Here is a 6,000-nt window from a genome sequence, read left to right on the forward strand (position 1 = left end):
GTTCAGGTTCCCCTCGAGGTCCACGCTTCAAGGGCGGCGGCCAGTGGGGCGAGCACTCTCTGGGTATGGTTATACCGCTGATCGGGGATGAGTCCTACAATCCCTCCAGGGCGGCCGTCAGAGCAGAGGGGGGAAGGAGGACAAGAGTGTTCGACGATCCGGAACGGACGGCTTATGATGTACGTTTCCGCTGTCTGGGGTTTCCGGTGCGGGTGCATCCGCTGTTCTGGCTGGTGGCGGCGCTCTTGGGCGGCTCGTTTCTCCAGATGGGTTTGCTCTACTGGCTGCTCTGGATCGCTGTGGTGTTTGTGGCCGTGCTGGTCCATGAGTTGGGGCATGCGCTGGCTTACCGTTATCATGGGAGTGCGGCGGCGATCATTTTGTGGATGTTTGGCGGCCTGACCGTGGCGGATCGCGTTCCCTATCGGCGGGGTGCGCGGATTGTGGTGACTTTGGCCGGTCCCTTCGCAGGGTTTGCTCTGGCGGCGGTGCTTTACGGTCTGGCCCGCCTCACCCCCTGGCCGGTCCGCGGCGCCCCCACCGAGCTGGCCTTCACCTACCACCTGCTGATCGTCGTCAATTTGTACTGGGGGATTTTCAATCTTCTGCCGGTCTATCCTCTCGATGGCGGGCAGGTCTGCCGGGAGGTGTGCGAAGGTTGGCGGGCAGGGGCAGGCCGGTATCTGTCCCTCCAGATTTCCCTCTGGACCGCTTCCCTCCTCGCTCTTTACGGCCTGCTGGGATGGTGGGAAGAGCTGCGCGGCGGCGGACCTTTGTCCCGCGTCCTTCCTCCGTGGGTTCCCCTCGGCTCGTGGTGGACGGCCTTGCTCTTCGGGCTGCTCGCCTGGCAAAGCTATCAGCTTCTGCAACACGAACGTTACCGCCGCTGGTGAGGGGCGGGTCAGGTGCCGGGATGTTTGTTGTTCGGGCCAAGGCGGGAGAGGCGCTGGAGACGTTCCCAGAGTTCAGCTTCGGCGGATTCGGTCCAGACCACGTCGGGGGCTTGGCGAAAGCCGCCTTCGGCGGTGAAGCGGGCTTGGGGGATGCGGCTGAGGGAAAGCGTGCTGAGGATGCGCGAGCCGTGACGCAGTTCCAAGCTGGTCAGTTGCGGGAAATCCTGGAAGTGGAACAGGCCGGGGATGTAGGGGGTGGGGGCGTCGGTGACCAGGACGCATTCCTGGCGCAGGCGGCGGAGACGGGGGGCTTGCGAAGTTAGGGCGTAAAACGTCAGCGGAAGCAGACCGGCGGAACCGGGAGGCGCTTGCAACAGGAAACAGGGGGCGAAGAGGCCCGATTCGTGCGGCAGGGAAGCCTCCGTATGGCGGACCCACCCCCGGTTCGTGTTCAGGTAGAAACAGGCATCGCGGAGGACCACCTGGTGCTCCCATTCCTGGGGCGGCAGGAAGGTGATGGTTTCCGCATGCCCAGAGTATCCCGTGGTGCGCCATTGCCAGTGGCACTGCTGGCTCTGGAGCAGGGCTTGGGGAAAGGGGACGGCGAGCAGGGCTTCCGTGTCCAGTTGCTGGGATGCGGTGAGGACCAGGGGCAGCTCGAAGTGGGGGCCGTTCGGCAGACCCTGGACGAACAGGTGGGGTTGCAGGGAGGCCAGCGGCAGGAGGCGGTGGGGGGAACTGACGAGGACGGCGGCGGCCAATCCCCGCAGCGAACGACGGCTGAAACAGCGGGCCGTGACCGCTTTCTGCCGCCAGCGCATGGCCACGCCCCAGCTCCGCCAACGCACACTGCGCAGGTAATCCTCTTGCGTCAAGCGCGGCAGCGTCAGGTTCAGCAGCGTGTAATCGCGCCAGCAGAATTGCACGGCGGCCGGCCAGACGGCCGACAAGGGGAAGCGGAACTCCAGGCGGTACAGACCCGGCTGCACGCGCTGAATGTCCTGGCAGGGGAGAGGGGTTTCGCTGGTTCCGTGGAGGGTGAAGTCCGTGCGGCGGCAGGCGAGCAGGTCCGAGCCGGCGAGGGTGATCTCCAGCCGGACGGCTTCCGCCACCCAGGGAATGGCGTCCGCCGGGGCCACCAGGCCCAAATGCTCGTAGCTCCAGCGGAAGGAGCGCAGGCCGGCACGCAGCGCCATGCACTGGCTGCGGTCAGGGCGGTGCCAGTCGAGCCAGCGCCTGATCGAGGGCCACATCCAACGCCTCCCCAGGACCGACGCCGCGATCCCGGACCGAACAGAGCAAACAGGTGGGCGAACGGGCGATGCGGAAGCGGTAGCTGCGGAATGGCTCGTCGAAGATGCCTTCGACCCGCTGCAAGCTCCACAGCAGGGAAGTGAAGCCGAGGGGGGATTCCTTCGTCCCCTCCCCATCCTTCGCCCCGCCGCTCTCCTTCGCTTCCTCCTTCTTCTTCTCCTCGTCCTTGCCCCAGACAGCTTGAAGCAGCTCGCGCGTGACGAGAGCATGCAGCGAGGCGATGGCATGGATGGCAGCGGCGGACGCGGGAATGGTCAACTCCGCTTGGGCCGCCTGCGGTTGGGAGTAATCCGGCGGCGGCGACGGCGGCGCTTCCACCACTTCCCGTTGGAGGTAACTGGCCACGCAGCCATAGCAGGGGCCTTCCGGCACAAAACAATGGACCCAGCCGCCGATCCCCCCGCTGAGCACTTCGCCGAGCGTCCAGGGCCGGCCCGCCCGGCGCATCAGCGCGTCGAAGGCATACTTGGCCGGTTCGTTGTCCACCGCGCAGATTCCCACATCGCAAGCCTGGGCCGCTGCCGCGAGTTCCCCTTGCCAGGCCGCATCATGCAGGTTGCAGGCGAACGTCTGCACCGCCAGATCGGGCCGGCGTTCGCGCACCCATTCCGCCGCCACCTCCACCTTCCGCCGTCCAATGGCGGAGGGGGGAAACAGATGCCGGACGACGTTATGCGGAGCATACACATCCGGTTCCACCAGCACGATCTGCTCGATCTGGCTGTCTCGGCAGAGCAGGTCCAACACGACCATGCCGCCGCTGCCGACTCCAGCTTGGAACAGTCGGGCCATGGCCATCTCCTGAAGCGCGCAGGGGATGCGGTTGCGGCTGCCGTGCCGTCGGTGGTATCGGGGCGAGCGTTGGCCGGGCAAGTGGGGCTTGGCTGTGAGGCGGCAGGGCACAAGAGGGGAAGCTGCGCCGCCGCGGCTTGCGCCGGCCCGGTGGGGGAATGGGTCGCTTCCCCCAGCTCATTTGGCTTCCGGCAGGGGCCATTCCCCGGTTTCGTACCAGACCTCGTAGCAAGCCAGCCAGCGCCAGGCCGCCAGCACGGCAAAGACGCAGGTGAAGCGGGCGGGGTCCCACCGGCTGCTCGCCCGCGTCGAGCCTTGCCGCCACAAGCAGAGCGTTTGACCGTCCAGTAAGTGCGGACAGTGCTTCAGCGGCGTGAGGATCCGCGTCTCCGGCGGCACGAGGGGATAGCTGGAGAGCAGCCGCGTCTCGCACTGGTAAATGTTGTGGCACGGCTTGAGACGGTAGGACAGGATCAGCATGCTGTCCTTCCGGTGCACCGTGATGCGATAGTGCGGGTCGCGCCCCTCGTTGTACGCCTCGATCGCTGGGATTTCGACGGTCAGGAGCCGGCGCTTCCCCTGTTCGCTGTCGAGCAGTCCCATGACTCTGCAGACATCAAACCTTGGTGGCCAGTCGTTCCCGACTCGGCAGCCTCCAAGGGTCTCGCCTTGGGATAACTCTGGCCGTGTCCTAGCGGGTGGTAACGCTGACTCCGGCAGTTTTTCAGGCACCGGGCTAGAGTCCTTCGCCTCCGGAAGACCGCCCGGCGCCAGTTCCTCCAGCCTACTGCCTATCGCCCGGATTCCTCCGGCGACATGGCCAGCAACGGGGCCATCAATAGTGGCAGGGGACCGACTTGACGGCGGTCATGACCTGTTCGGCGGGCAATTCCTCGGTCGTACCGACAAAGCTGGTATCCCGGCGGTCCATGAGCAGGGCCAATCCGCGATCGGCGTTGCCCCGCAGGGCGGCCAACAGTTGCCGGCGTTCCGCTTCAGCCAACGGACGGAAATCCATGACTCCCTCCTTCTTCCTACAGACCTCCACATGCCGGAGCGTTCCTAGGGCGACCGCCTGCCGCTTCGGGCTCCGCTTCCTTCAGGGAGAGAAAAGACCCCTCGCAGGAGTTGAAGCCGCCGGAACCCGCTTGCGGCAGCTTGCGGTCTTGGCTGTCCCGCTCCCAACCCACTTGGACAGCCCAACCGCTACATCCATCATAACCGCACTCAGAACCCGCACAAGGGAGACTCCGCGAAAAAACGAACCGCTCTTGCCGGCCCGCGATAAACACCTCCTTGCGCCCTGCCCGCTACAATGCTGGCAACAGGCCGGCGTGTCGGCTTTACACAGGCTTTGGGCTTTCCCTCGCTTCCTTCTGCGGTCCAGGAGGCCGGACCCGCGCGGCGGGGGAAAACGGCTTCCTCCCCTGCTTCCTGACCCAGCGGCGACTGCCATGAATCTGCTCGATTGGCCGTTCCCTCCTGACTCTGACAGCGGTCTGACACCGCTGGCCCCCGCCTGGCGCGACCCGCAGCACCCGTTTCATGTCTATCACATGGAGTTGGGCCTGGAGCAAGCAGCCCAAGCCGCCGAGGAGGACGAGGTACCCGTGGGCGCGGTCGTTGTCCACCCGCAGCGTGGCCTCATTGCCGCCGCCCACAACCAGCGCGAACGCCTCCAGGACCCCACCGCGCATGCCGAAATGATCGCCCTGACCCAGGCCGCCAATGCCCTGCGCTCCTGGCGCCTGGAGCAGTGCATCCTCTATGTCACTCTGGAACCCTGTGCGATGTGTGCCGGCGCCGCCGTTAATGCCCGCCTGGCCCTGATCGTTTACGGTGCCGACGACCCCAAGGCCGGCGCCTGCCGCTCCCTCTACCAGATCCCCTCCGACCCCCGCCTGCCGCACCGCTTGCCGGTCCTCGGAGGCGTCTTGGCCGACCGCTGCGCCGCCCTACTCACCGACTTCTTCCGACAGCGCCGCCGGTGGGGCCGCAAGTAAACAGGCCGCCGCTTCGACTAGCCCCCGCACCTCAGCTCGCGGGCGTCTGGCCCGACTCCCCGCCGCCGCTTCCCCGCAGCACCCGGTTCACCGCCTCCACCAGCCGCTCCATCGCAAACGGCTTGCGGATGTAATCGACCACCCCCAAATACTCCGCATACGCCTTGTGCCGGCTGCCTTCGTTGGCCGTGATCATAATGATCGGCGGAGCGTCCTTCTTATCCCGGAAATGCTCCAGCACGGGGAAGCCGCCCATCCGCGGCATCATCATGTCCAGGATCACCAGGTCCGGTCGGTGCAGATAAATCGCCTGCTTCCCTTGATGCCCGTCGTGGGCGTGGATGACCCGGTAGCCGTGCCGCTCCAGCACCGCCCGCAGACCGTCCACCATCTCCCGGTCGTCATCGACCACCAGGATCAACTTCTGCCCGCTGCGGTTGGCTACACCCGCTGCACTGGCCGGAGCCGGATGGCTGCTCGCCGCATTGCCCGCTTGGCCGCTGCTCGCGGCGCCGCTCGCGTTCCCCGACGCCGCCGACCCTGGACTCGCCGTCCCCGCAGCCCGGCTCATCTCACCACCACTGCTCAACGGACGCACCGCAGATGCTACGCTTCCACTCATCGCTTCTGTCCTCCCTTTCCTTTCACCATAGCGATCCCGCCCGCCGTCCACAAGCAGGCACCCACGTCGGACACCCCCGCCGGCTCCTCCTCGTTCTGTGAAACCGCTCACAACCCCCCCAGAAAACCCTGGCGAATCGTCGCGGCGAATCGTCCTTCAAGGTTCCCCGAAATCAATCCCCGTAAATCAAGCGATAGAGCGAAGGCCACAACAACATTCCTTCTCATTCCTTCTCCCCCCCGCCTCACAAACGTATCTCGCACCGCCGCAAATACGGCGAGTTCCGCAGCGCCTCTCGCCCCGCCTCGCCAATCTCGTTGTCCCTCACGTCCAGCGTGGTGAGATTTCGGAAATTCGGAGACTGCGCCAACGCCTG

General features: G+C 65.8%; 7 protein-coding genes. 2 read left to right on the forward strand and 5 right to left on the reverse strand.

Features of this window, described 5'->3' with window-relative positions; all coding sequences use genetic code 11:
- Positions 1–146: 146 nt before the first annotated feature.
- Positions 147–893: a site-2 protease family protein gene (locus H0921_RS14645; RefSeq protein WP_194539253.1), complete on the forward strand. Its 747-nt coding sequence runs from the start codon at positions 147–149 to the stop codon at positions 891–893.
- Positions 894–901: 8 nt separating this feature from the next.
- Here H0921_RS14645 and H0921_RS14650 read toward each other — a convergent pair whose 3' ends face one another.
- The 4 genes from H0921_RS14650 to H0921_RS14665 all read right to left on the reverse strand — a co-directional run bounded on the left by H0921_RS14650 (position 902) and on the right by H0921_RS14665 (position 4,017).
- Positions 902–2,146 (reverse strand): hypothetical protein, encoded by a 1,245-nt coding sequence (locus H0921_RS14650; RefSeq protein WP_194539254.1) that lies wholly within the window; start codon positions 2,144–2,146, stop codon positions 902–904.
- Complete coding sequence (locus H0921_RS14655) at positions 2,103–2,999, reverse strand: ThiF family adenylyltransferase (RefSeq protein WP_194539255.1); 897 nt, start codon at positions 2,997–2,999, stop codon at positions 2,103–2,105. Before H0921_RS14655 ends, H0921_RS14650 begins: the two co-directional genes overlap by 44 nt.
- A gap of 177 nt (positions 3,000–3,176) precedes the next feature.
- Positions 3,177–3,602 carry a hypothetical protein gene (locus tag H0921_RS14660; protein ID WP_194539256.1) on the reverse strand — a complete coding sequence of 142 codons (426 nt, stop codon included), beginning with the start codon at positions 3,600–3,602 and terminating at the stop codon, positions 3,177–3,179.
- Between the two features lie 232 nt (positions 3,603–3,834).
- Positions 3,835–4,017 (reverse strand): hypothetical protein, encoded by a 183-nt coding sequence (locus H0921_RS14665; RefSeq protein ID WP_194539257.1) that lies wholly within the window; start codon positions 4,015–4,017, stop codon positions 3,835–3,837.
- Between the two features lie 538 nt (positions 4,018–4,555).
- Here H0921_RS14665 and tadA point away from each other — a divergent pair.
- Positions 4,556–5,002 (forward strand): tRNA adenosine(34) deaminase TadA, encoded by a 447-nt coding sequence (gene tadA / locus H0921_RS14670; RefSeq protein WP_390622568.1) that lies wholly within the window; start codon positions 4,556–4,558, stop codon positions 5,000–5,002.
- 31 nt (positions 5,003–5,033) lie between these two features.
- Here tadA and H0921_RS14675 read toward each other — a convergent pair whose 3' ends face one another.
- Entirely contained in the window at positions 5,034–5,624 is a 591-nt protein-coding gene (locus tag H0921_RS14675; protein ID WP_228499790.1) for a response regulator transcription factor, read from the reverse strand.
- Between the last annotated feature and the right edge of the window lie 376 nt (positions 5,625–6,000).

Origin of the sequence: Thermogemmata fonticola, from assembly GCF_013694095.1 — a bacterium.
GTDB lineage: Bacteria > Planctomycetota > Planctomycetia > Gemmatales > Gemmataceae > Thermogemmata > Thermogemmata fonticola.